The sequence below is a fragment of the Desulfobacter sp. genome (assembly GCA_028768545.1).
Classification (GTDB): domain Bacteria; phylum Desulfobacterota; class Desulfobacteria; order Desulfobacterales; family Desulfobacteraceae; genus Desulfobacter.
In genome coordinates this window covers 4,647,739-4,672,622 of the sequence record CP054838.1, presented here as the reverse complement: position 1 = coordinate 4,672,622, position 24,884 = coordinate 4,647,739, and the positions used below count along the sequence as shown (strand labels likewise).

The 24,884-nt window shown below is 47.6% G+C and carries 21 protein-coding genes and 2 pseudogenes; 11 read left to right on the top strand and 12 right to left on the bottom strand.

The genetic code is table 11. The features are described 5' to 3' along the window. Positions 1-265 precede the first annotated feature (265 nt). Both HUN05_22690 and HUN05_22685 read left to right on the top strand, forming a co-directional pair. A pseudogene (locus HUN05_22690) lies at positions 266-1,790 on the top strand (response regulator). Further along, positions 1,783-2,711 (top strand): annotated as a pseudogene (locus HUN05_22685) (NAD(P)-binding domain-containing protein). The pseudogenes HUN05_22690 and HUN05_22685 overlap by 8 nt, the downstream one beginning before the upstream one ends. 25 nt (positions 2,712-2,736) lie before the next feature. On the opposite strand, the gene HUN05_22680 reads toward HUN05_22685, so the two are convergent. The 3 genes from HUN05_22680 to HUN05_22670 form a co-directional block, all read right to left on the bottom strand. Beyond that, complete coding sequence (locus tag HUN05_22680; protein WDP87585.1) at positions 2,737-3,993, bottom strand: glutamate-5-semialdehyde dehydrogenase; 1,257 nt, start codon at positions 3,991-3,993, stop codon at positions 2,737-2,739. Positions 3,994-4,051: 58 nt separating this feature from the next. Further along, positions 4,052-5,197: a glutamate 5-kinase gene (proB, locus tag HUN05_22675; protein WDP87584.1), complete on the bottom strand. Its 1,146-nt coding sequence runs from the start codon at positions 5,195-5,197 to the stop codon at positions 4,052-4,054. Between the two features lie 68 nt (positions 5,198-5,265). After that, positions 5,266-7,899, bottom strand: a complete 2,634-nt coding sequence (locus HUN05_22670; GenBank protein ID WDP87583.1) for a helicase — start codon at positions 7,897-7,899, stop codon at positions 5,266-5,268. A 195-nt stretch (positions 7,900-8,094) separates the two neighbouring features. Here HUN05_22670 and HUN05_22665 point away from each other — a divergent pair, with 195 nt between their 5' ends. From HUN05_22665 to HUN05_22655, 3 genes are all read left to right on the top strand, one after another. Further along, positions 8,095-8,898 (top strand): DUF3786 domain-containing protein, encoded by an 804-nt coding sequence (locus HUN05_22665; GenBank protein WDP87582.1) that lies wholly within the window; start codon positions 8,095-8,097, stop codon positions 8,896-8,898. A gap of 21 nt (positions 8,899-8,919) precedes the next feature. Continuing rightward, positions 8,920-9,405, top strand: coding sequence for a YchJ family protein (locus tag HUN05_22660; protein WDP87581.1), 486 nt, complete (start codon positions 8,920-8,922; stop codon positions 9,403-9,405). Positions 9,406-9,470: 65 nt separating this feature from the next. Continuing rightward, a complete protein-coding gene (locus HUN05_22655; GenBank protein ID WDP87580.1) occupies positions 9,471-10,097 on the top strand; it encodes a LysE family transporter in 627 nt (208 codons plus the stop codon). 52 nt (positions 10,098-10,149) lie between these two features. Here the strand turns inward: HUN05_22655 and pspC are convergent, their stop codons facing one another. From pspC to pspA, 3 genes are read right to left on the bottom strand one after another with little or no spacing between them, the layout of a single operon-like run. Next, positions 10,150-10,587 (bottom strand): envelope stress response membrane protein PspC, encoded by a 438-nt coding sequence (gene pspC, locus HUN05_22650; GenBank protein WDP87579.1) that lies wholly within the window; start codon positions 10,585-10,587, stop codon positions 10,150-10,152. 46 nt (positions 10,588-10,633) lie between these two features. Next, positions 10,634-10,879 carry a phage-shock protein gene (locus HUN05_22645; GenBank protein WDP87578.1) on the bottom strand — a complete coding sequence of 82 codons (246 nt, stop codon included), beginning with the start codon at positions 10,877-10,879 and terminating at the stop codon, positions 10,634-10,636. 24 nt (positions 10,880-10,903) lie between these two features. Further along, entirely contained in the window at positions 10,904-11,587 is a 684-nt protein-coding gene (gene pspA / locus HUN05_22640) for a phage shock protein PspA (protein ID WDP87577.1), read from the bottom strand. Between the two features lie 222 nt (positions 11,588-11,809). On the opposite strand from pspA, the gene pspF reads away from it, so the two are divergent. Further along, complete coding sequence (pspF, locus tag HUN05_22635; GenBank protein ID WDP88199.1) at positions 11,810-12,865, top strand: phage shock protein operon transcriptional activator; 1,056 nt, start codon at positions 11,810-11,812, stop codon at positions 12,863-12,865. A gap of 97 nt (positions 12,866-12,962) precedes the next feature. Here the strand turns inward: pspF and HUN05_22630 are convergent, their stop codons facing one another. The 4 genes from HUN05_22630 to HUN05_22615 form a co-directional block, all read right to left on the bottom strand. Then, positions 12,963-14,738: a PAS domain S-box protein gene (locus tag HUN05_22630; protein WDP87576.1), complete on the bottom strand. Its 1,776-nt coding sequence runs from the start codon at positions 14,736-14,738 to the stop codon at positions 12,963-12,965. A 109-nt stretch (positions 14,739-14,847) separates the two neighbouring features. Further along, positions 14,848-15,447 carry a LysM peptidoglycan-binding domain-containing protein gene (locus tag HUN05_22625; GenBank protein WDP87575.1) on the bottom strand — a complete coding sequence of 200 codons (600 nt, stop codon included), beginning with the start codon at positions 15,445-15,447 and terminating at the stop codon, positions 14,848-14,850. 109 nt (positions 15,448-15,556) lie between these two features. After that, positions 15,557-16,951 (bottom strand): transglycosylase SLT domain-containing protein, encoded by a 1,395-nt coding sequence (locus tag HUN05_22620; GenBank protein ID WDP87574.1) that lies wholly within the window; start codon positions 16,949-16,951, stop codon positions 15,557-15,559. A gap of 277 nt (positions 16,952-17,228) precedes the next feature. Next, positions 17,229-18,416, bottom strand: coding sequence for a PLP-dependent aminotransferase family protein (locus HUN05_22615; protein ID WDP87573.1), 1,188 nt, complete (start codon positions 18,414-18,416; stop codon positions 17,229-17,231). Between the two features lie 290 nt (positions 18,417-18,706). Between HUN05_22615 and HUN05_22610 the strand changes: the two genes are divergently transcribed. Further along, positions 18,707-19,825, top strand: coding sequence for an ISAs1 family transposase (locus HUN05_22610; GenBank protein WDP87572.1), 1,119 nt, complete (start codon positions 18,707-18,709; stop codon positions 19,823-19,825). A 555-nt stretch (positions 19,826-20,380) separates the two neighbouring features. Further along, on the top strand, positions 20,381-20,863 hold the full coding sequence (gene gpt, locus HUN05_22605) for a xanthine phosphoribosyltransferase (protein ID WDP87571.1): 483 nt from the start codon (positions 20,381-20,383) through the stop codon (positions 20,861-20,863). Between the two features lie 53 nt (positions 20,864-20,916). Here gpt and HUN05_22600 read toward each other — a convergent pair whose 3' ends face one another. Further along, complete coding sequence (locus HUN05_22600; protein WDP87570.1) at positions 20,917-22,143, bottom strand: argininosuccinate synthase; 1,227 nt, start codon at positions 22,141-22,143, stop codon at positions 20,917-20,919. A 137-nt stretch (positions 22,144-22,280) separates the two neighbouring features. Here HUN05_22600 and HUN05_22595 point away from each other — a divergent pair, with 137 nt between their 5' ends. Further along, the gene (locus HUN05_22595) at positions 22,281-22,730 is read left to right on the top strand and encodes an arginine repressor (GenBank protein ID WDP87569.1); all 450 of its coding nucleotides are present in this window, start codon (positions 22,281-22,283) and stop codon (positions 22,728-22,730) included. Between the two features lie 122 nt (positions 22,731-22,852). Here HUN05_22595 and HUN05_22590 read toward each other — a convergent pair whose 3' ends face one another. Further along, positions 22,853-23,092 carry a hypothetical protein gene (locus HUN05_22590; protein WDP87568.1) on the bottom strand — a complete coding sequence of 80 codons (240 nt, stop codon included), beginning with the start codon at positions 23,090-23,092 and terminating at the stop codon, positions 22,853-22,855. A 99-nt stretch (positions 23,093-23,191) separates the two neighbouring features. Between HUN05_22590 and HUN05_22585 the strand changes: the two genes are divergently transcribed. Further along, positions 23,192-23,584, top strand: coding sequence for a PAS domain S-box protein (locus HUN05_22585; GenBank protein WDP87567.1), 393 nt, complete (start codon positions 23,192-23,194; stop codon positions 23,582-23,584). A 111-nt stretch (positions 23,585-23,695) separates the two neighbouring features. Beyond that, complete coding sequence (locus tag HUN05_22580; GenBank protein WDP88198.1) at positions 23,696-24,865, top strand: IS4 family transposase; 1,170 nt, start codon at positions 23,696-23,698, stop codon at positions 24,863-24,865. Positions 24,866-24,884: the final 19 nt, after the last annotated feature.

The following is a 24,884-nucleotide window of genomic DNA, read 5'->3' as shown; positions in this document are numbered from 1 at the left end:
GAAAGAGGTTCAGCAAGAAAGGATTCGGGTGGCCGATACCCTCTGGACCCTATCCGGGAGTTTGAAAAAGAGACAAGCCCCGCCCCTGTTCCCCCGGCTCATAATTTGGGTGTTCGGTTCTGGGTTTATTCTGGTGTCCCTTTTTTTTCTTTGGTCCTCTTGGCGTCAGGAGCAAGGGCTTGAGGCTGTGGCCCGAAAAAAGACCAAAGATCTTTTCAAGGCGGATAACGCATTGATCGCTAGTGAAGAAAAATACCGATTGGCCATGGAGGCAACTTCTGACGGGCTGTGGGACTGGAATATCCAAACGGGAAGGGTGTTTTTCAGCCAGAACTGGGCAAAAATTTTATCTGAAAAAAGTGTTGAGCTGGTATATGAATCCTGGGTATCTAAAATCCACCCCCATGACAAGGATGAGGTAATTGCGTCGCTAAAAAATCATTTGGAAGGCAGGACAGATACCTGGCAGAAAGAACATCGACTTTTAACAAAAAACGGTGAGTATAAATGGGTTCTTGGCCGGGGGCGGGTTGTGGAAAAAGATTCAGACAACGCCCCCCAACGAGTGGTCGGCACCATGACAGATATTTCAGCGAGCAAGCAGGCTCAAGCAGAGCAGGAAATTCTCAGGGATCGGCTGGCCCAGGCCCAGAAAATGGAATCCATAGGAAGACTTGCCGGGGGGGGTGGCCCATGATTTTAACAATATGCTGACCATTATCCTGGGCAACACTGAAATGGTTATGGAGGATTTGGCGTCTTCACATCCTGCATCCTTGAGCCTGGCTGAAATCAAAAAAGCAGGAGAGCGTTCGGCTGAACTGACCCGGCAGTTGCTGGCCTTTGCAAGAAAACAGACCATCACGCCCAGGATGTTGAACATTAATGGGGCTGTTGAGGGAATTCTTAAAATGCTTGGCCGGCTGATCGGGGAGGGTATTGACCTGTCCTGGCACCCGGGCAAAGACCTTTGGCCTGTCAAAATCGATCCCTCCCAGCTAGACCAGATTTTGGCCAATCTCTGCGTCAATGCAAGGGGTTCCATGGCAAATACCGGAAAGGTTACCATTGAGACCGGGACCGTTCATTTTGACGAGGCCTATTGCCGGGATCATCCCGGGTTTATCCCCGGAGACTTTGTCTGCCTTGCCGTGAGTGACAATGGGTCCGGGATGGATCAAGGGACCATTGAAAATTTGTTTGAACCTTTTTTTACCACCAAAAAAATGGGTGAAGGGACAGGTCTCGGCTTGTCGACCGTATACGGGATTGTCAAACAGAACAGCGGGTTTATCAATGTCTACAGCGAGCTGAAGGTTGGTTCCGTTTTTAAAGTCTATTTGCCCAGGCAGGCTGAAAAATCCAAAGTTGAAATAGTGGCCGGTTCCGAGGAAATTGTGTTAATTGGCCATGAGACCATTCTTCTTGTGGAGGATGAAAAAGCCATTTTGCAGATGACAGCAAATATGCTCCGGCGACTGGATTATACTGTGTTTGCCGCATCCACACCGGCAGAGGTGCTGGGGATAAGTTCTGATTTTGAAACCGGGGACCTGGACCTGCTCATTACAGATGTGGTCATGCCCGAGATGAACGGGAGAGATTTGGCAGAAAAAATATCCCGATTGCACCCGAATTTCAGATGCCTTTTCATGTCCGGATATACGGCCAATGTGATTGCACAGCACGGTATTCTGGATCAGGGACTGAATTTTATAAACAAGCCATTTTCAATGCAGGCCCTTTCTGCCAAAATCAGAGAGGTCATGTCAGAGGTCTTTAATGAATGAATCAGAAAAGAAATTAAAAATTGCCGTGGTGGGTGCAGGTGCCATCGGCGGTATCTGTGCTGCAAAAATTTCAAGGGCCGGGTATGAGGTCCAGGTGGTGGTCAGAAGAGAGGAGCATGCCAGGGCCATCAGGGAAAATGGGATTCGGGTCGGCGGGATAAAAGGAGATTTTACCGCCCAAATGGATGCGGTCTGCGGGGTGGATGCCATGGCCCGGGACCGGGATTTGGTCCTTTTAGGGGTCAAGGCCACGGCGGTTGAATCGGTTGCCAATAAACTTGCTGGGGTGCCACCATGCATTCTGATATTGATTTGGAGATGACCTCCCTGGGTGACTTTATCATCGGCAATATTGACAATCAGCCAGACCCGCGCCTGGAAAAGATAAAGTCAGTTCTGGACCATGTGATTGAAACACGGATTTCAGAAAATATCATGGGCAGTCTTTTTTCCAAGCTGATTATTAACTCCTGTATTACTTCTTTGGGTGCGGTTTGCGGACTTTATTTGGGAGAGATGCTTTCCATTAAAAAGGCAAGGGATATTTTTTTGTCGGTCATGGAAGAGGCCATGGCTGTGGCTGGAGCCATGGATCTTCATGTGGCAGTCTTTGCCGGAAAACTGGACTATTATTCCTTTTGCCGGGGCCGGGGGCGATTTGCTCTGATCAAACGCCATGCCTTTTTAAGGGTACTGGGGTTTAAATATCGCCGGCTCAAGTCCTCAAGTCTTCAGTCTTTGGAGCGGGGCCAAAAAACGGAAATCGACTACCTTACCGGATTTATCACCTCAAAGGGAAAGGCCCTAAAGGTCCCCACTCCTGTCAATCTCCAGATTCAGGAAATGGTCAGGCAGATAAAAAAGGGAGAACGACAGATCTCTCCTGAAAATATTGAAAAGATAAAACTTGATCGCAATTAACCAGGGCCAGGCCTTTTTTTACTGATCAGGTCCTGGTCTGGCCCTGGCCCCAGGCCACAAATTTGGTGGTGGTCAGCTCCTTTATGCCCATGGGACCGTAAGCGTGGAGCTTGGATGTGGATATACCGATTTCCGCCCCCAGCCCAAGTTCCCCCCCGTCGTTGAATCTTGTGGAGGCATTGACAATGACCAGGGAGGCATCCACCTGCCGCATGAATTTTCGGGATCTTTGATAATCCTTTGTGATGATGGCCTCTGTATGGTTGGAACCATGGGCTGCAATATGGGCCATGGCCTCATCCATATCTTTTACCACCCTTACGGCCAGGATAAGATCCAGGTATTCCATATCCCAGTCCTCATTTGTTGCCAACCTTGTTCCGGGCAGAATCTCAAGGGTTTTTTCACATCCCCTGAGGCTGACCCCTGCCTTGTGTAAGGCCTTTTGTACCATGGGGAGAAAGGATGCAGCCTCGTTTTTATGGACCAGCAGGGTTTCCAAGGCGTTACATACCCCGGGACGCTGGGCCTTGGCATTGACCACGATGTCCACGCCCATATCAAGATCTGCCCGATCGTCGATATAGGCGTGGCAAACCCCTTTATAATGTTTGAGTACAGGGATGGTCGACTGGGCCACCACGTGACGGATCAGGTCTTCGCCCCCCCGGGGGATGATCAGGTCAATGTTTTCTTCTTGTTTGAGCATGATGTTGACCGCTTGTCTGTCGGCCGTGGTAATAACCTGGGCAGCTGCGCCGGGCAGGTCTGTCTCAATGACTCCCTGTTCAATGATTTTGGCCAGGGCACAATTGGAGTGGATGGCTTCGGATCCCCCCCTGAGGATGACGGCGTTGCCCGCCTTAAGGCAGAGGCCTGGGGCATCCACGGTGACATTGGGCCTGGACTCGTAAATAATACCGATCACCCCCAGAGGGATTCTCATCTTTGCCATTTCAAGTCCGTTGGGCCGGATGACCGCATCCGTGAGCGAGCCCACAGGGTCGTCAAGCCCTGCCACAAATCGCAATCCCTCGGCCATGGCAGACAAGACCTTGTCCGTGATGGTGAGTCTGTCGATCATGGCAGAAGAAAGACCGTTTTTTTGGGCTGCAGCCAGGTCTTTTTCATTTTCCTTTTGGATGAGGGATCCATGGGCTGTGATCAGGTCTGCAATGGTGTATAGGGCACGGTTTTTTTGTTCCGAGGACAGGGTTGCCATGATCCGGGCTGCGGCTCTGGCATCTTGGGCTATTTGAATGATTTGAGTCTCCAAAGACATGGCAAATCTCCTTTATATGGCTCCGGGGGGTCTCCCGGATTTGTTTTGATTCTTTGAATCAGGATTTTTTATCGGCAGTGATAACAAGGTTGTCCCTGTGGATGATTTCATCATAGGACCTGAAGCCGAGCCGCTCTTTGATCTGGCTGGTTTTACATTCCATGATTTTGAGTATGTCCGATGCATTGTAGTTGACAAGCCCCATACCCAGGATCTGCTTGTCTTCGGATACAAAAGCCACGGGATCCCCAACCTCAAAATAATCCTGAACCCGGGTAATGCCTGAGGGCAAAATGCTTTTGCCCTTTTCAACAACGGCTTTTTGTGCGCCCCTGTCAATGGTGATCTGTCCTTTGGCTTGGAGGGTGAGGCCGATCCAGTTTTTTCTGGAGTTGCGCTTTTCATCTTTGGGCATAAAATAAGTGCCGATATAATCATTGGCTGCAATTTTGATCAGAATTTCAGGGTCAAGGCCCGAGGCAATGATCATGGGGATGCCGGCAGAGGTCAGTTTTTTGGCCGCAGAGATTTTGGTGCCCATGCCGCCGGTGCCCAATGGGCCTGCAATTTTTCCTGCCATGGCTTCAATATCTTCTCCCATGGCCGCTACCTCCCGGACAAGGGTTGCATCTTCATGCACTCGGGGATCTTTGTTGTAAAGACCGCCAATGTCCGTGAGATTGATCATGAGATCCGCCCCCATGAGCAGGGTGATCATGGCGCCTAAATTGTCATTGTCACCAAACTGAAGGGATTTGACAGCCACGGTATCATTTTCATTGATAATGGGCAGCACCTTCCATTCCAAAAGGGTGTTGATGGTGTTTCTGGCGTTCAAATACCTGACCCGGTCGCAAAAATCCCCCCGGGTCAAAAGGATCTGGGCCACTTTCCGGCCGCAATGCTCAATTGCCTTTTCCCATTCCCTGATGAGATCTGCCTGGCCGATGGCGGAGACCGCCTGCCGTTTTGGGGTTTCAGAAGGCCGTTGATCCAGTCCGATTTTAGTGACCCCGGCTGCCATGGCCCCTGAAGAGACCAGGATGACTTCAAGGCCCTTGTCGTGAAGGGCACAAATCTGTGTGGCAATACAATTGATGGTATCCAGGTTCAGGCTGTTTTTTTGGGTCAATACACCTGAGCCGACTTTAACGACAATGCGTCTGCAGGCTGACAAGGTTGAAAATTGTTGGTCTGTACTCATTATATCCTTTCTTTCAGAATAGATTTAAAACAAGTTTATCAGCTATGATGAATCAGGTCAAAAGTCAATCAAAATCCCGGCAGCTTAAAGGTGAAATTGACCTGACCTGTTTTTGAATCCACTGAAATCTTTTTGTTTTCCACGGGTTTGATGGTTTGGCCTGATGCCATCTGGGCCAGCCCTGTAATAAAGTCAAATCCTGAGTTGAGAATGGCCTCAAGCTGTTGGGGATCTGACACCGGGGGAAACCCCGGATCTTGATCCGGATCGGTGATCTCTGAATTTTGGGGAGAAGAGAGATTTTTTTTTGAAGACAGATATCCGGGGTTTTCTTCGGGTATCTCTTGGGCAATTGTGTTTGGCTGGGAAAGAATTTTCCGGCCGATGATTGCCTGGAGCTGTTCTGCTGTTTTTTTGAAATCCTGTTCATTAAGCCTTGTTTTTTCAGGGTTTGAACCGAAAAGGGAGGAAAAAAGTTCGGGATTCTGGGACAGGCCCCTGAGAATGGGCTCTTCGATACTGTTGGCACCAATGAGATTGATGATATGGCAAGGAAAAAAGTCTTTGTCTCCGTATCCGGCCCGGGGGATGAGTCTTGATTGCCTCAAGGCTGTTTGATCCGGGGTCCAGGGCAGTTCCACATTTACCATACACCTGGCCGAGGAAAGATTCAGCCCTTTGCTCCCGGCATCTGTGGTCAAAAAGATCAGGCAGTCCGGCGCGTTTGCAAACTTTTCAGCCAGGACCGTTCGTGCTGCTTGATCGATTTTGCCTGAGACCTCGGCAAACCCGATGCCGGCTTCTGACAGGTGCCGGGCAATTAAAAAGGTCATGGCTGTCCATTCGCTGAAGATGACCATTTTTCTCCGGTTCTGGATCACAATTTCATCAATAATGGTGGAAAGCTCTCTGATTTTAGGGGAGACCTGGGTTTCCCTGTCCACTAAAAAGGTGGAATTTGAGACCATTCGCATGGTCAGCACGAGGGTTTGGATCTGCCGCATGTCCATATCCGTCAGGATTTTTTTCTCCAGGATTTCCCCTAAACAGCCTGCATTTTCCCGGTGTATCTGTTCTTGTTCCGGGGCCAGGTCAATACGATAGTTGCTGGTCACGGTTTCGGGCAACTGGCCGCAGACCGTTTCCCAGGTCCGGCGGACCAGTATATCCTTGAGTTTTTCCCCCAATTGATCCAGGTTTTTATATCCTGTGATACTGGTCTGTCTGGCTTTGGGGATAATAAAATGGTCAGCGGCAAACTGCCACAAGGGGGTAAATTTGTAGGGATCCAGAAATTGGACAATGGAGTAGAGGTCTTGGGGTTTATTTTCAAGGGGGGTGCCCGTGAGTACGATGGCATGCTTTTTGGGCAGGCGTTTCATTGCTTCTGCCGTTTGGGTGGAAAAATTTCTAATCCGCTGGGCTTCGTCCAGAATAATGATGTCCGGATTGAACCGGCAAATAGTGGGGACATCCTTGAGAACCGCCTCGTAATGGCTGATTTTAAACCGGCCAATCTCGTCATATTGGCGTCTCCGCTGGGAAGGGGTGCCCTGGATGATGCAGGCGGTTTCCCGGGATACGATTTCGACCTCATCCTTCCAGGCTTTTTTGAGCGAGGCCAGGGTAATGACCAGAATTTTTGAAAATCCAAATATCTCGCATTTGACCAGGCCCATGGCAATGGCCTGGGCTGTTTTTCCCAGGCCCATCTCATCACCGATGAGTACCCCGGTCTTTAGGGCCCCAAAGTCGACGCCTTTTTTTGGGAACGGATAAAGAGGGCGGTTCAGGCCGATTTTCGGCAGGGGGCGGCCTTCCATTTTTTTGAGCTGTATGGCCTGGAGTCTGTGGTCGACCCGTTTGAGCAGGTTTTCCCGTATCCTTACCCGCCGGTCTCCCCTGAGCCTGAGCATCAGTCCCATGATCAGGGAGATGTCTGATCCGATAAAGTCTCCTTTGGCATTAAAATATTTTTCAACCACCGGTTTAAGATCAGCCATGGCAGGGTTGAAGCCTGGGGCATGATGCCTGGGGGCCTGGGCCAGAGAATCCCAGAAAATATCAACGAAGGGCAGGGTCTCGGTTGCGGCCTGGGCTTTGAACCCGGGCTCTGATTTGAGATATTGGGCCATGAACATGAACTGGATGTGTTTGCAGGTCCCAAGTCCGTTGGTCAGGTAATCCGGGCATGAACAATGACCTTTTCCCTTTACGGGATCGTGGAGGCAGACCAGATAGGTCCGGCTGTCCTTTGACAGGATTTTATGGTCCCCGGTGAACATGTCCCCGCGGATGGGGGTAAAGGTCTCTGACGCTGCCCGCTCTTTTCGTTCTGCTAAGGCCTGGTCTTTGATCTCTTTTTCAGAAAGATACAGCTCCTGTTCACTGGAAAACATCTCTTTTTGGATTCTGGGGCGGGTCATCAGTGAAAGGGCGTTAAGGGCTGCGGCCACGGCATGGCGGCAGCCTTTGCCCGGGTAGGGGCAGTTGCAGTGGGCCGTGATGGCATCTTTAGTGAATTTTATCCGGGTGGTGTAATGGCCGAATGTCCCGTCAAATTCATAGGCAAAGCTGGCCTCTTCCATATCTTTCTGGGATAAAAAATAAGACCCGTTTTCACAGGTGCGCTTTCCCCTCTCAAAGATCAAAGGAGAATCCGCCAGGCTTTCTTTGATATACTTTTCAGATAAATGCGGCATGGGAGTATGCTATTACAGGTTTTTTCACTAGGCAATAGTTTTCCTGTTTTACCCTTTGCCGTGTTTAATTCCTTTTTTCTTTTTACCCTGGGGGGTAAGGCTTTATTTTGTTCGTGAATGCCTGTTGCAATGGCAGTGGAGAATTGTTACTCAACCTATTCAATGAGAGGTAATTTAAAAAAGGAATTTTTTTGAATGTCACATATTAATAATCCCATGGAAGTTTTTAAATTGTTGAACGGCTCTAATTGCAGGGAATGCGGTGAAAAAACCTGTCTGGCATTTGCCGTGGCCGTGTTCAAGGAAACAAAACCAATCCAAAGGTGTCCTTATTTGGAAAAAGAGGTGATTGAACTTTATGGGGGGGGATTTGAAAAACCCGATACCATTGATGAAAATAAGGCCCGCGCCATTGAAGACCTAAAGCAACAGATCTCTTTGATTGATCTTTCCAAAGCCGCAGAACGCATGGGGGCGCAATTTTCCAACAATAAACTGAGCATAAAAATCTTTGGTAAAAGATTTAGTGCAGACCCCAAGGGCAACCTTGCATCTGAGGTTCATATCAATGCATATATGGTGGTACCGGCATTGAACTATATTTTGAACGGTTCGGGCAAGTCTCCCCAAGGGGAGTGGATCACATTTCGGGAACTGAAAGGGGGCCCTTCCCGGTATGCTCATTTTCAGCAGCGGTGCGAAAAACCCTTAAAGCGAATTGCCGATACCTATACGGATTTTTTTAAAGATCTTTTGGAAATTTTCGACGGCAAGAAAATTGTCAGCCAGATTGATTCGGATATTTCAATTGTTTTGTATCCCCTGCCTTTTTTTCCCTTAATGGTTTGCTATTGGAAACCTGAAGATGGACTTGAATCAGGTCTTCACATTTATTTTGACCGTGTGTCGGATGACACCCTTGATATTGAGTCCATATATACGCTTTGTGAAGGGATTGCCCTGATGTTTGAGAAAATTGCCCTGCGGCATGGGGCTTGAAAGAAAAAGGACTCTTGAAAAATGTCCCCTGAAAAATGCCCCTGCAAGAGCAATAAAAAATATGCAGACTGCTGTCAGCTCTTTATCGACGGCGGCGTGTGGGCTCCTACTCCCGAAAAACTTATGAGATCACGGTATACGGCCTTTTGCAAAAAGAATAAAAATTATCTTATGGCCACCCTTGATCCTGAACAGACCAGGAATGAAACTGCCCGCCAGCAGCTTGAAAAAGATTTGGCCCTGACCATGGGCCAGACCTGCTGGCTGGGACTTGATATCTTAGGCAAGGATATGGACGGCCCGGACAGAGGCCGGGTGGAATTTGTGGCCTTTTTTGAGCAGGACAGCAGCTTGGGTCAACTCCACGAGAGATCTTTGTTCATCAGAATAAAGAACCGATGGTATTACACAGAGGGTCAAATCCTGGCCCCGGTTCCCCTTTCCCGGAACCAGCCCTGTGTCTGCGGCAGCGGTAAAAAATTTAAACGCTGCCACGGTAAAAAATAGAGGGGGCCATAAAAGAAAATGGAAAATCAGGACCTAAAAGAATATAGAACAGGTTTACGGCCCATATGAGCCATTATCTTCTCATGGGCCTGATCCTGGGATTGTCTGCCGGACTTTCCCCGGGCCCTCTTTTGGCCCTTGTTATTTCTGAAACCCTTTCCCGGGGGCTTAAAGCGGGGATCTGGGTGGGGTTCGCCCCCCTTGTTTCAGACTTGCCCATTTTTGCCCTGGCATTGCTGGGGCTGTCACAAGTTTCGGATTTTAACTGGGTTCTGGGCCTGATTTCCCTTTTGGGCGGGGCTGTGATCCTGAAAATGGGGGTGTCAGGCCTGGGGGCCCAAGCAACCGTTTTGGATACAAAAAATCATGGGGGAACCTCATTTTACAAGGGGGTGATGGTGAATCTGCTCTCTCCCCATCCGTATCTGTTTTGGATCTCTGTGGGCGGCCCTGCGGCCACTAGGGCCTGGGAACTGACCCCCCTGGCCGGTGTGGGGTTTGTGGCAACTTTTTATGCGATGCTTGTGGGATCCAAGGTGGGGCTGGCGCTTATGGTTGCAAGATCCAGGTCTTTTTTAATGGGGAAAATGTATGTATTCACCATGAGATTTTTGGGGCTGATGCTCTGTATACTCTCTTTTGTCCTGATCTGGGAGGGCTTGGGCTTTTTTGGGCTAAAATTTGACTTGTAACACCTGTGCCTGTTGCAGGGGCAAACAGGCACAGATCTCTTTTGAACATGGGTTAAAAATCAAACTCCCTTGAGGTGACGGTATGCTCCATTCTCTGGATTCGCCGGTCAATATTGTCGAATTTTCGTTTGATCCGCTGGATGGCCGATTCCCTTGAGGTGGTGTAGGACTGGTAAAACTCCTGATCTGTTTCGTTCTTCAAAGGGATGGCAGGCTCCAGTTTTAAAAGCAGGCCTGCAACAATGTAGATCACCCCCACGGGCCAGAACCCGGTGAACAAGAAGAGGATAAAGACAATGATTCTTGTCCAGAACACAGAGAAATTAAAGTGCTGGGCAAGCCCCCGGCAGACGCCCATGAAGATGCCCTGCCTGGATCTGTAAATCCCCTGGGTGGTGGCCAGGGTGTCTATCTTTTGCCTGAACCTGCCGTACTGGCCTCGTTGGCGTCTGAATCCGCCATGCTGATGTCGCCTATAATGGTATTTCATTTTTTACGTCCTTTTTTTAAAACATTATCCAGAGGCTGCCGCGTTTTTAACTGGTTTTTTTCTGGCGTTCAATGAGGATGGTTTCCAACGCTTCTACCCGTTCTTCCATTTTTGACAGCCCGTTGAATATATCCTGGATCATCTTGGTCTCTTCGGTCTGGGTCTGTTTTTCATTTTTGGACAGCCCCCCGGTTTTGGCTGCCCTGATGATGCCGATGATGATCAGACCCAGGGTGGACAGAAGCAGGATAAAGCCTCCGATACAGATTGCTACGATGATTGCGCCGCTCATATAAGTCCTCCGAAATCCTTATGATTATCTTGTGGTTGTATCATCATTTTGGGGGGATTGGGAGGATTTTAGGGCATCCAGTTCCTTTTGAATATCATCGTCTGCAGCCAGGTCTTCAAAGGTTTCTTCCAGGGTGGATCGTTTGCCGTAATTCACCAGATCGGCTTCAGCTTCCATCCGTTCGATGTTGTTTTCCATCTCTTCAAATTTCTGCATGACATCGGCAGAGTCTACCCGCCGGATTTCCTGCTGGACTTTTTTCTTTTTCTGGGCCCGGATATGCCTCTGAACCAGCAACCGCTGTTTTTCCCGGGCAGATTTAAGTTTGTTTTCCAACTCCTGGATATCATCCCTGTATTGTTCCACAATAGAGGTGAGCTCGGTTAATTCTTCTTCAACAGCATCCACCCGCTGGGAAAATCTGCGTTTTTCCATCAGGGCCTGGCGGGCCAGGTCATCCCTTCCCTTGTTGACGGCAAGTTCCGCCTTGGTGGTCCAGAAATCTTCTCTTTCCCGGGTCTCTTCAAGCAGCCGCTCTACCTTTTTCTGGTTGGCAATGGTATTGGCGCAGGAGGATTTTAGTTCGATCAGGGTGTCTTCCATTTCCCGGATCATGAGCTTGATCAGTTTTTCAGGGTCTTCTGCCTTGTCCAGCATGGCATTGATGTTTGAGGATACAATATCTCTGAATCGTGTAAAAATTCCCATGGTTTATCTCCTTTTGGGTGTTTATTTTTCTGGTTGATCTCTGATGATGAATAGAGCAGAAAGCGTGCCAATCTTATTTGAACTTGGATTCGTTTAAATTTCAACGACTTATTGAATTGACTGTGAAAAAGATTTGTGGTATTATTGGCCAAATAGTGGTTGATTTAACCATATTTTAATGTGTTTAACTATGGAGGTGTGGGCATGGCCTATTCCCATGATATGAATTCCCAGGTAAAATCCGTGTCCATGTCCGAGGCCTTGGGGCAGTCTGAAGTGTTTTTGGAGTTTCAGGAGAAGATTTCCAGGGTGGCACCCATTGAGCGGCCAGTCCTTATTTTAGGAGAGCGGGGAACCGGAAAGGAGCTGGCTGCAGCCCGGCTTCATTTTTTATCAAAACGATGGCAAAAACCTTTGGTCACCCTTAATTGCGCCGCCCTGACCCCAAGCCTGATCGGATCTGAGCTTTTTGGATATGAAAAAGGGGCCTTTACCGGGGCTGCAACCCGTCACAAGGGGCGGTTTGAACAGGCTGCCGACGGCACCCTGTTTTTGGATGAGATAGGCAATATTCCCATGGAGGTCCAGGAAAAGATTTTAAGGGTGGTCGAGTACGGGAGCTTTGAGCGGGTCGGGGCTTCCAGCCCTGTTCAGGTGGATGTCCGCATTGTCGGGGCAGCCAATATGGATCTTTCCCTTATGGCGGACCAGGGTCGGTTCAAGCAGGATTTGCTTGACCGTCTTTCCTTTGAGGTTATTTATGTGCCTCCGTTGCGGTGCCGCAAGGGAGATATCCTTTTACTGGCCAATCATTTTGCATCCCGAATGGCCTTTGAACTGGGAAGAAAAAAAGTGCCTGAAATCATCAGTCAAGCGGTCAAATCCCTGGAATCCCATGTCTGGCCCGGCAATGTAAGAGAGTTGAAAAATGTGGTGGAAAGGGCGGTGTACAAGAGTATGACCCATGAAATTTCAGATATCGCCTTTGATCCCTTCTTTTGTCCATATGGTACCTTTCTTGGGACAAAAAAAAACGGGCCTGAACCTGCTATTTCCAAACCCGATTCACCTGAGTTGCCAGTCCAAAAAAATGCCCAAACAGGGTTGGACATCAAGGAACTTAGGGAAAAACCATTAAAGGAGGCTGTTTTGATTCTGGAGCGGTACAGGTTTTTTGCAGCCCTGAGTGACGCCCGGTTTAACCAGAAAAAGGCGGCTGCCCTTTTAGGGCTGAGTTATGATCAGTTTCGGGGATTGAAAAAAAAACATGGGATTTGATGTTTGTTTTCCGGGATAACATGGGCTTGATAATGCCCTGAGTTCTGAAGATTCTGCCGATGGATTAGGTTTGCTTGAACCCGGGGCCGGTTTGGATTCAAGATCTGAACGGGAGTTTGATGATGAATTTTGCCCCTTTGCCAGGGGGGGATTCCACAGAGAGTTCACCGCCATGGTCGTCTACGATGATAAAATATGAGACCGAAAGCCCAAGTCCGGTTCCCTTGTCCACCTCTTTGGTCGTAAAAAAAGGTTCAAAAATTCGTTTGCGTGTCTCCTTGTCAATGCCCGGGCCGTTGTCTTCTATTTCAATACAGGCCATGCCGGGTTGTTCTAAAATGCGCAGGATGATTTCAGGGGGAACTTGGGGGGGATTTTGTCCCATTGCCTCGGAGGCATTTTTGATAATATTAAAGACAACCTGCTGAATTTTGGTCTCCTCACAATAGATCAGTGGCAAATCTGGAGCAAATTTTCGGTTAAGTTTAATTGATTTGAAATCAAAGTCTTTTTTCAGGTTATAGTCATTCTGGGCAAGATTCAGCGCATTGTCAATCAATTCGGCTAGGTTTGTTTTTTTTCTGGCAACCCCGCTTTTTTTTGAAAAGCTGAGCATGTTTGCAACGATTTTGGCTGCACGTTCGCCTGCCTGGTGGATATCGTCAAGGTGGGTGAGAACCGCTCTTTTTTCCATGAAATTTTTGATGGCCTTCATGGAGGTGCCAGCTTTCCGGGCGGCCTCATGGTTGGCCGGGATATCCTTGGTCAGTCGATTTAACACCACCTGGGCATTCTGCATCATTCCGGCCAGGGGGTTGTTGATTTCATGGGCCATGCCTGCGGCAAGCCCGCCCACGGACATCATTTTTTCCGATTGAATCATTATTTCCTGGGTTTTTCTTCGTTCTGTAATGTCGTTGACCAATGAGGCCACGCCAACGACCTGGCCTTCAGTATTTATCAATTTGGTGTTGAACCAGTCACAGAGAATGTGTTTTCCATTTTTGGTCATATTTTCATTGATGTTTTTTTTCCCGCCCGTGCCTGACAATGCCTTTTGGAAAACCTCGGTCACAGAGTGGATGACGTTTGAAGGAAGAATCAGGTCAGCGGCATTTTTGCCCAGGGCCTCCTCTTTTGTATATCCGAATATAATCTGGGCTGCCGGGTTCCACTCTGTTACATTGAAATTTATGTCCCAGGAAATCGCGCCCACAGGGGTATTCATAAGATGGAAAGATAAAAGGTTTTCACTCTCTTTAAGGGCGTTTTCCCGGTCTTGTAACTCAAGTTTCAAAGCGGTCAATACATTCTTATATATGGCAAACAGGGCAAAAGAGACAAACGAGACAAATCCGATGGCAACTGAATTGTCCAGAAAATAATCGATCCGTTCAAGTTCGCTCAGGCCCGGGGTATCTTTTAAAAGATAGATAAACAGGAAAAAAACAGCCATATTGACAGAAAAATAAATTGCCAGGGGTTTTCGGCTGTTAAAAAATAAAAGGGGCATGGCAGCAAGCAGGGCAGGCACAAAGACAATGGTATCCAGCTTGGTAAATATCGAATCTGCCGGTTCAATAAATAAAATCGTCCAGATCGTAATAAAGCTGATGGTCAAAATGGTATGAACGGCAATATCGTATTTGCCCTTAACAAGCACGCCCAGGGAAAATAGCATGAGTCCAAGCCCAATGGATTCAACAAGAACGACGGACACAGGGGCAGAATCCAGCCAGATGGTATATATCAAGGAAAAAAACAGGGACAGGGTTATGAAAACAGTGCCCACCAGGATAAATTTTGCCTTGAGATAAATTTCTTTTTCCCTTTTATCATAATGCCTTAAAAGGGGATTAAAGAGCCGGTCCATCGATTAAAACGTCTGCCTTGTTGATATATTGTAAGCAATTAATTGGGTCTGGCGCCAATATAGAACGATAAATAGCGCTTTGTCCAGGAAGGAGTCAGGGACGATGGATTTATAGCCCATGGATTTCTCCGTTTTTGTCCCCATGAATTTCATTGGGGCTGACCAGGGGGTAGGTCAGTTGCTGGCCTGGTTTAAGGCGGGCCAGATTTATGGCTGGGTTATACTTTTCAAGCAGCCATAGCGGGATTTCCAATTGGTTTACACACAAGAACCAGAGGGTATCCCCGGATTTGATGTCATAGACCTGGGTTGAGGCCACAAAATAGGAATCAAAAAAATCTTCCAGAATTTCCTGGTGAAATTCGTAACGTTGTTCTTCAAAATCCTTGGACCCTGTTTCAGGCAAAGGAATTTTAATGGCCTGGCCAATGGTGATGGCTCTGCCAAAGGGCAGGCGGTTCAGGTTTCTTATGGTTTGGGTGGCAATGGAGAGCCAGTCGGCATAATGGCCCAAGGTTTCTTCGGCTGCCACATGGATGACCCCGATCAATCGGTTGTTTTTTTGAATGGTTTTTTGGATTTTAAGATCGCTGGTCACAATTTTTAGGTTGACCTGGGTGGCTGTGATGGCCGGTTTTGCCTGGATTTCAGCCTCTGGTGGTAAAATGGCCTGTGGCTGTTTTTCAAGGGTAAGGTCTTTTGGAACCACTGCCTTCTTGGGAACTGTTTTAACCGTTTTTATGGGGGCAGGCCGGGGCTGACGGCTTGTCTTGTCAGCCTTGGGTGGCGCATGGGAGACTGTTATTATCTCTTTTTTTTCAGGGGTGGGCTTTGGCCAGGGCGGTTTTAAGGGGAACGATTTCGCCTCTGGACGGAATTCTCAAGGTCTGGCCAATGTAGATGGTGGCCCGTCTGCCAAGGTCGTTGGCCAGGATCAGGTCATTGAGACCCACTTTGTGGGTGCGGGCAATGCGGCCTGCGGTATCGCCTTTGTGGACCCGGTGAAATTTGCTGGGCTTTTGCCTGTCTTTGTACAAGGGGGCTGCCGCCCGCGCCACAGCCTGGCTGGCAATGCCTTGGGGCAGACGGAGTTCATATCCTTTGGGAATATATTTTCTGTTGTCAAACACCGGTTTTCTTAAGGCCGGATTTAGTTGTTTAATCTCATTGATGCCAAGGCCTAACCCCTTGGCCAGATCCTTTGCCGGCACAAAGCCTTGAACCTTGAACAGGGTGTGGCTGACAGGTTTGGCCGGGGTCAGGTCCTTGAAATATTGGCTAGGATGTTTGGCCACCTGTCGGGCTGCCAGAAATTCTGAGTAAAAATTTCGGGAGGCGAATTTAAAGGACCTGCTCTTATAGTCTGAATATATCCTGGGATAGGTTTGATGTTTTTTTTTGGCCCGTTTCATTCCGTTGAGGCCGTGGTTGTATGCGGTAAGGGCCATGGGCCAGTTTTTGAGCACTGAATAGTTGCGTTTGAGCAGGTTTGCAGCCCCCTGGGTCGATATATAGGGATCCCGCCGCTGATCCACCACATAACCGATTTCCATATACCGTTTTCCTGTGGACCGGGTAAACTGCCAGATCCCGGCTGCACCAAATTTTGAATAGGCATTCACATTAAAGGAGGACTCTACGCAGGGCAGAAATGCCAGGTCCTGGGGCAGTCCATGGGATAAAAAAATTCGTTTGAATTCGTCAATCAAGGCGCCTGACCGGACAAGCCCCTCTTTGAACTGGTCTTTCAACCCGGTCTGGATTCGTAAATTTAAGGCGGCCTGACCCAGGGTGGATGCCTTGGGAACGGAACCGAACAGGGCGGCTGTTTTTTTCTCTTTTGCTGAGGCCGGGGCATGGCCCTGGGCCAGTTTCAACAAGATGGCCTTGTATTTTTTAATGGCCTTTTTTTTGGTTTTCTGGTTTTCCTTGGCAGCCTTCCGGGTATTGTCCGGGTTCAGTTGAATCACCTTGTAAACCCGGGACAGGTCTCGGGCGTCATGGAGAACGCCCTGAGCTTTTGAGTATTTTGTAAATATATCAATCCAGAAATCAACGTTGGGCTCTATCTCTTTGAACACGGGAAAGGTTTTGGAAGACGGCACAGAGGTCTGTGTTGCCGCCTGGCTGACAAGTCTGGTGGAGAAAACAAGGACTGCGATCCAGAAAACAAGGATAGAGAAATAAAGAAATCGCCTGATCAAAAAAATCATGGACGTTCCAGATAGAGGGTTATCTTAATGCCGGTATGGCAGATAATCTATCATATCCATGTTTGATTTTAAACGGAAAATAAAAAACCTGTGATCCACCATACAGCACCCTCTTCTTCGCTGCCTGGGGTTGCTCCTCCCTGGGGAGTCTGACTTATACACCTCACTTGTTGCTTGCTTGACGACGCAATCTGGTACCTTGCAGGTGGCTGGGACAGCACGGAACCCCCATATTTAAGCAAATATGAAATTAGGCAGTGGATTTGAGAAAAACGCTTTATTCCTGCATTTGGCGGACTGCCCTGCCCAGTTTTTCAACGGCCTTTTCAAGGGTGGGTTCATCTGCCATGGTGTAATTGAGCCTCATGGTTTCATGACCCTGGTCGGGATCGGTATAAAAAAATTGTCCCGGCACAAATGCCACCCCGTTTTCCAGGGCTTTTTGATAAAGATCCATACCGTTTAAGCCTTTGGGGCCCTGGACCCATAAAAACATCCCCCCTTCAGAGGGAGCAACCTTGAACTCCTTCGGGAGATGGTGCTCTAAGGCGTCCATCATGGCCTTTTGTCTGGGCCGGTACAGGTCGATGATTTTCGGCAGCTGGGCCTTTAGGTGGTTGCCGGCCAGGTATTGGGCAGCCAATGCCTGATTGAATGTGGAGGTATGAAGATCCACCCCTTGTTTAACCAATACCAGCCATTGGCGGATGAATTCGGGAGCAGCATAAAACCCGATACGCAGGCCCGGGGCAAAGACCTTGGACAGGGTGGAAATATAGACGACATGGTCCGGGGCCAGGGTCTTGATGGGGGCAAGATCCTCTCCTGAATATCTGAGGGCGGAGTAGGGGTCATCTTCAATGAGCAGGGTATTATGCTTTTTTATGATTTGGGCAATCTTAACCCTTCTTTCCATGGTCAGGCTCCGGCCCGTGGGATTCTGGAAGGTGGGCACCAGGTAAATAAACTTAATGTTGTGGGTGTTGAGGACTTGCTCTAACGATTCGGGAACAAGGCCCTGGTCATCCATTTCCATGGGGATGTACTCAGGTTCATAGGGGTTGAAAGCCGAAATGGCCCCAAGATAGGTGGGCGCTTCAATCGCAATTTTATCCCCTTTGGATATCATGAGCTTGGCTGCGGCATCCAGAACGCCCTGGGAGCCTGAGGTGATATTCACCGCTTGGGGTGTGATTTTAATGCCTCTGTTTTCAAGCAGCCCTGCCATCTGTTCTCTCAAGGGCATGAACCCTTCGGTGAGATCGTATTGAAATGCCTGGGATTTATAGGTGGTCAGAACCTGGGAGCAGAGTTGTTCAAATATCTCCATGGGAAAACTGTCCGGAGAGGGAATGCCCCCGGCAAGAGAGATGATTCCCGGGTTGGAGACCACCTTGAGAATTTCCCTGATGGCATTGGCCTCCATGAGTTTGGTCCGCTGGGCTAAAATATGTTTGAACGCCATAATACTCCAGGGTCATCGCATGTAACTTTTATTAAGATTCGTCCTTACCCGGCTGGAATAGGTGAGGGGGATTCCGTTAAATCTTAAGCGGTCGTCCTGACCGCTTAAGAAGCGGAAATGATCGGACCTATGCCGTCCTGGCGGGCCGCTCATTTACGCCACTCCACCCCCTTCACCCTATCCCAGCCTGGCTCTCCTGGCTTGTTATAGTATATGAGCATCGAACAAAATTTTCCTAGACATCGCTGCACAGATACGATATATATGGCAATAAACACAGGGAGTTGCCAATGAACGAAAAAAAATCTCTTGAAACTTTTTTTGACAATATTCAGGACCCCAGACACCACAATAAGCTTCATAATTTAATTGATGTCGTCATCATCGCAATTTGTGCGGTAGTTGCTGGCGCAGACACTTATGAGCAAATTGAAAACTTTGGCAAAAAGAGAAAAAGGTGGTTGTCAAAATTTCTAAGCCTTCCCCATGGGATACCCTCCCATGACACCTTTGGCAGAATTTTTGAAAGGATGAACCCGAATGAATTTCAGAGCAGTTTTATGCACTGGGTTCAGTCGGTTGCAAAGATGACCAAAGGTCAAGTCATTGCAATCGACGGCAAAACTCTAAGGCGTTCACACGATACCTCCAATGATAAGAAAGCCATTCATATGATCAGTGCGTGGGCTTCGTCTAATAAAGTGGTTTTAGGGCAATTAAAAACCGAAGAAAAATCAAATGAAATTACGGCCATTCCAAATCTTTTAAAACTTTTAGATATCTCGGGCTGCATTATAACCATTGATGCCATGGGCACTCAAAAGAAAATCGCTGAAACCATAATAAACAAAGGGTGTGACTATGTCCTTGCCCTGAAAGAAAATCATAAAACCTTGCATGATGAAGCGGTACTTTTTTTCAATAAAATGGAAGAAATGAAAAATCAGGGGTACCAGTTTAATGAACAGACCAGTGTTGACGGAGGGCACGGTCGAGTCGAAACGCGCAGGGCTGTGATAACCTCTGATATTGATTGGTTTGAAGATAAAAAAAGTTGGAAAGGTTTGAAAAGTATTGGAATGATTGAATCCACCCGGGAAATGGACGGCCAGATCAGTCATGAAAAGCGATATTATATATCGAGCCTGGATAGCGACCCCAATATTTTTGGTAATGCTGTCAGGAGGCATTGGGGAATTGAAAATTCAGTGCATTGGGTATTGGATATTGCGTTCCGTGAAGACGAAAGCAGAGTCAGAAAGGGGAACTCTCCTGAGAATTTTGCAGCGATTCGGCACATTGCATTAAATTTATTACGGAACAATAAGACATTTAAAGGGAGTGTAAAAACCAAAAGGTTGAATGCTGCTATGGATATCAAATATCTGGAGGAAGTTATGTTTGGATGATACTTGAACCAATCAAAACTATAGGCACTTTACAATATTTACATGCGTGAGCCCTGCATAATACTCCCCCTTGGGTTGAAATTTGATATAATTATTTATAATATACCTGGAAAAGAATGGTCTTAACAGATACAGAATTATAAAAAAAACACCATAACAGAAAAGATATTTTTGGGGGTTATAGTCTGTTCACCGGCACATTGGCGAGCTGTTCTTCGAGAAATTCATCCATGAGATCCTTGTATTTATCTTCAGGGTAAAGGGTGCTGCAGGACCTGCAGCAAAGATATATCCGGGTTCAGGTTCGTTTGATCCTGAGTTCTCCACCGCAGGAGAGGCATTTTCCAATGGTTTTTTTCATGGGTTTCCTTTTTGCTGGATATTTTAAACCCTGTCAATTGCGGGTCAAATTATTATGGGTCTCATGGCCCAGCCTAAAATTTTGTGAAATATTCGGGTAAATACTTTTCATTTATCCTCAGATAACATAAAACAGGCAGACAAAAAGTCCATAATATGAAAGATAATTTTTATTCACGGGAGCAAAGCCGTATCATGGGAAAAGAAGAAGACCGTTACAAAAGGAGTTATCCCATTTCCTGGGACCAGCTTCACAGGGATGCCAAGGCCTTGTCCTGGCGTCTTCATGACAGGGATCGAAAATGGAAGGGGATCGTGGCCGTGACCCGGGGGGGGCTTGTGCCTGCCGCCATCATTGCCCGGGAGCTTTCTATTCATCTTATCGATACCATATGCATTACCAGTTATGACTGGCAGAACCAGGGAGAAGCCACCATTTTAAAGCCCATGGAAGGGGATGGAAAAGACCTGCTCATCATTGACGATTTGGTGGACACAGGTTCTACGGCAAAACTGGTCAGGGAGATGCTGCCCAAGGCCTATTTTGCCACGGTATATGCCAAACCCGCGGGAAAACCTCTGGTGGATGCCCATGTAACCGAAGTGAGCCAGGATACCTGGATTCTTTTTCCCTGGGATTCGGAGTCAAGATTTGTTGAGCCCATTGCCGGGCAATAATCCCAGGCTAAAATAAATTTTGCTTCCCCGGTCACCCGGGGAAGCAAAGCGGATTATTTTTTTTCGACGATATTTCTGTGGGCCATGAGGCGGATGGCATTGATCCGGATAAACCCTTCGGCATCTTCCTGATTATATCCCCCTTCAATGTCCATGGACGAAAGATCCTGGTTGTACAGGGATGAGGGGGAGGTTCTGGCAATGGGATAGGCAACCCCCTTGTACAATTTCAGGGTGACTTCCCCGTCAATGACTTCCTGGCTTTTGTCCATGGCGGCCATGAGAAATTCCATTTCAGGGCTGAACCAGAATCCGTTATATACCAGTTCACCAAGCTTGGCGGCCAGCATGTCCCGCAGCCGCATCACCTCCCGGTCCATGGCAATGCCTTCAATATCCATATGGGCCTGGTGGAGAATGGCGCCTCCCGGAGTTTCATAGACCCCCCGGGATTTGATGCCCACAAATCTGTTTTCCACCATGTCCAGGCGGCCGATACCGTTTTCGCGGCCCAGCTGGTTCAGGTATTCAAAGAGCTCCAAGGCATCGGTTTTTTGAGTCCCGTCTTCAAGGTTTTCTACCCGTACCGGAATACCATCCTTGAATTCAAGGATGATTCTTGTGGGGGTGTCCGGGGCATTTTCAGGAGAGATGGTGTGCGAATAAATGCTCTCTTCACAAATGGCGCCCGGATCCTCTAAAATACCGGCCTCATGGGAGATGTGCAGCAGGTTGTCATCCTCGCTATAGGGTTTGGATGCGGTCTGCTTGGTGGGGATATTGTGTTTTTCAGCATAGTCTAAAAGATCGGTCCGTCCCTTGAACGCATTGAGAAAGTCCGTGTTTTTCCATGGGGCAATTACCTTGATCTGGGGGTTGAGGGCATAATAGGAAAGTTCAAACCTGACCTGGTCGTTGCCCTTGCCTGTAGCGCCGTGGGAGACATATTGGGCACCCACCTCATTGGCGATTTCAATCTGTCTTTTGGCAATGATGGGGCGGGCAATGGCTGTGCCCAAAAGATACCGGCCTTCGTACACTGTGTTGGCCTTGTATACCGGAAAGATATAATCGGTGACAAATTCTTTTCTCATATCTTCGATAAACACCTTTGAAGCCCCGATCTGCAATGCTTTTTTTTCGGCGGTTTCAAAGTCTTCCTGCTGACCGATATTGGCCATATATGCAAACACCTCATATCCTTGTTCAAGCAACCATTTGAGGATGACCGATGTATCCAGTCCGCCGGAATAGGCCAGGACCACTTTTTCCTTTGTCATTATGAACTCCTTTTATATTTTATTTTTATAGGGATTAAACATTGGCTATTAATGCAGAAAAATCTTGAAATAGTCAAGGGTATTGAGTATAAAAAGCGCATATATTTTTAATATTCATGCATAAATATGATAATACTATGACCATAGCTTCAGAACTCCATTTATTGTTTTCCCAGGGAGTGACCGGCAACCAGGCCCAGCTGGTTCAGGCACTCAAGGAAAGGGGCATTACCACCACCCAGTCATCGGTTTCCAGGGCCCTTAAAAAAATTAATGCCATCAAGGGCCAGGACGGTTCCGGCAGTACGGTCTGGGCCCTGGCCAAAACCGAACTCAAAGACATTGGTTTTTTTGATTCCCTGGTCAAATCCATTGCCCACAATACCCATTTGATTGTTATTCACACCCGGCCCGGCACAGCCAATACCGTGGCTAAATTCATTGATGACCATGATTTTGACCTGGTTCTCGGATCTGTGGCCGGAGATGATACCATTATTGTTGTGCCCACCCTTGAAGAAAAGATTCCTGAAACCATCAATGAGATCACAGCCTATATGAAACAGATCGGCATTTTTTTGGAATAGGGGGGAAGTTTGGGCCAGGTGGAATCGGGATCCCCAGAGTTTGGGCGGGTCTCTATTGTCGATAAGAATGCGTGCGGGGATGAATGAAAGATCTACACGGTTTGCCAAAATTATTTTTTATTTTAATGCCTCTGCTCTTTTTTTCCCCCGACATAGCGTCTGCCCAGGGCCGTGTTGCAGCACAGATGGGCCTGTGTATTATTGGCGGTGAGGTACCGGGCAATCTTCCTGTGATGAAAAAGAGTCCCGGCCATTATACCTTTGACTTTAACACCCTTGAAAAATCTGGATTGTCCGTGGACCGCCTTCCCCAGGGCAGCCGGATCATCAATCGGCCTTTGGGCTTTTATGGGCAGGGCCAAAGGACCGCCTGGCTGGGTTGGGCTGCAGTATTACTGCTGGGGGGAGGGATCCTTGTCGTCAGCATTCTTTTTTTAAGAGCAAGACGGGTAAACTCCCGGTTGAAAAAAAGTGAACAGCTTCTTTCCTTTTACCTTCAAAATACCCCGGTGGGAGCCATCTACTGGAGCCGGGAATTAAAGGTCATTGAATGGAATACTGCGGCTGAGCGTATATTCGGATATACTCGAAAAGAGGCCATGGGCAGACATATGTCAGAATTCATTCTGCCTCGGAAAGAAAAAAAACTGGTCCCGCATTGTTTCCAGGACCTTGTTGCAGGCAGGGCCGGGGGAAAATGGGAAAACGGAAATGTGACCCAGGCCGGCCGGCTAATTTTGTGCGATTGGTATAATACGGTCCTTAAAAATGAGAGCGGCCGGACCATTGGTGTGGCCTCTCTGGTAAATGATATAACGGACAGGAAACATTCAGAAGCAGTAGTGTCCGGTTAGGTTGTTGCATATAAAAAGCATCTAAAATCATTGAAAAAACAGTCTGTTTTGTGTTGACAAATGTGCGTAAAAATTTTTGTGCGCCTTGAAAATTTAACTCAAGGAGCTCAAATGACGCACATCTCAGTCCCTAAAAAACAACTACGGTCCCTGAACTTTGACAATTTCAGGTGCCCTCTGATAAAGTCACTTTCAAAAGCACCGGAATTACAATCTCGAGGAGACCGCCCTTTAAAAATGACATTCGAAGACCAGATAAATGCTTTGGTTTATTTCCATCTTCAGGAGCACAAGTCTGCCCGACATTTAATTCAGGATCTCAAGGAGAATGTTTTTGCTAAAGAAAATATTGCGCCAGACGGTGGTATCAGCCGTAGTAGTTTCTGTGAAGCCATCAATCACAGGGGACTCGAACAACTGCAATTTATCTTTGAGGATCTTTATAAACAGGCTCTTGAGTGTCATCCGGGTGAACACGCCGAGTTAGGAGAGTTGGTTTCCATTGACGGTAGTCTCATAAATGCAGTCCTTTCAATGCACTGGGCGAACTACAGAAAAGGAAGTAAAAAAGCCAAAGTACATTGCGGATTTGACATTAATCACGGAATCCCAAACAAAATCTTTTTGACTGAAGGCAACGGCGCTGAACGCACTTTTGTTCCCAAAATACTTTCCAAGGGGCAAACAGGTGTTATGGATCGTGGATATCAATCCCATAAAGAATTTGACCTGCTTCAGGAGCAAGGCAAACATTTTGTCTGCCGTATAAAAACCAGGACAACAAGAACAATTATTGATAACCACGAGACCCCTTCCGACAGCTACATTTTTTATGATGCACTGGTTAAACTTGGTACTCCGAATCAAAACCAGACGAAAAGGCCTGTTCGGGTTGTTGGCTATAAAATTGCTGGCGTCAAATACTATGTGGCAACTGACAGGCATGATTTAACAGCGGAACAAATAGCAACAATTTATAAACTCCGGTGGACCATTGAGGATTTTTTCAAATGGTGGAAAGAACATCTGAAGGTATATCATCTCATTGCCCGCAGTGAATACGGCCTTATGGTTCAGATTCTTGGCGGCCTTATCACTTACCTGTTACTGGCAATCCATTGCCAAAAACAGTTTAATGAAAAGGTCACGATCAAAAGAGTTCGGCAGCTGCGAACCGCCATTCTAAATGACCTGTTTGGCTGCGAGGAGCAGGGCTCTCATAGTTCAAACAGGGACAATATTGTCAAAGATCAAAAAATTATTGAGCAAGCAAAAACCTAACCGGACATCACTGATTCAG